Consider the following 228-nt stretch of genomic DNA (forward strand, 5'->3'; position numbering starts at 1 on the left):
TGGGTTTTTCTTCATTTGTTTTCCATTCACTTTTTAAAAGCCCCTGATTTTCTAATCTTCTTAAAAGCGGATATAAAGTATTAGACTCTATTGTTATACTATTTTCTTTTAATTTACTTATTAAGCTGTAACCATACTCTTCATTTTTAAGCTGACTTAATACAACCATTATTAAAGTCCCCCTCCTTAATTCTTGCACCAAACTAGAAATTAAATCATCATTATTCA

1 protein-coding gene is annotated in these 228 nt (G+C 28.1%); it reads right to left on the reverse strand.

What is annotated here, in order from left to right:
* Positions 1-169, reverse strand: a 169-nt coding sequence (locus E6A48_RS09465; RefSeq protein ID WP_258018592.1) for a PadR family transcriptional regulator, incomplete at its 3' end; no start/stop codon positions are given.
* Positions 170-228: the final 59 nt, after the last annotated feature.

Origin of the sequence: Brachyspira pilosicoli, from assembly GCF_019402445.1 — a bacterium.
GTDB classification, from domain to species: Bacteria; Spirochaetota; Brachyspiria; order Brachyspirales; family Brachyspiraceae; genus Brachyspira; species Brachyspira pilosicoli_B.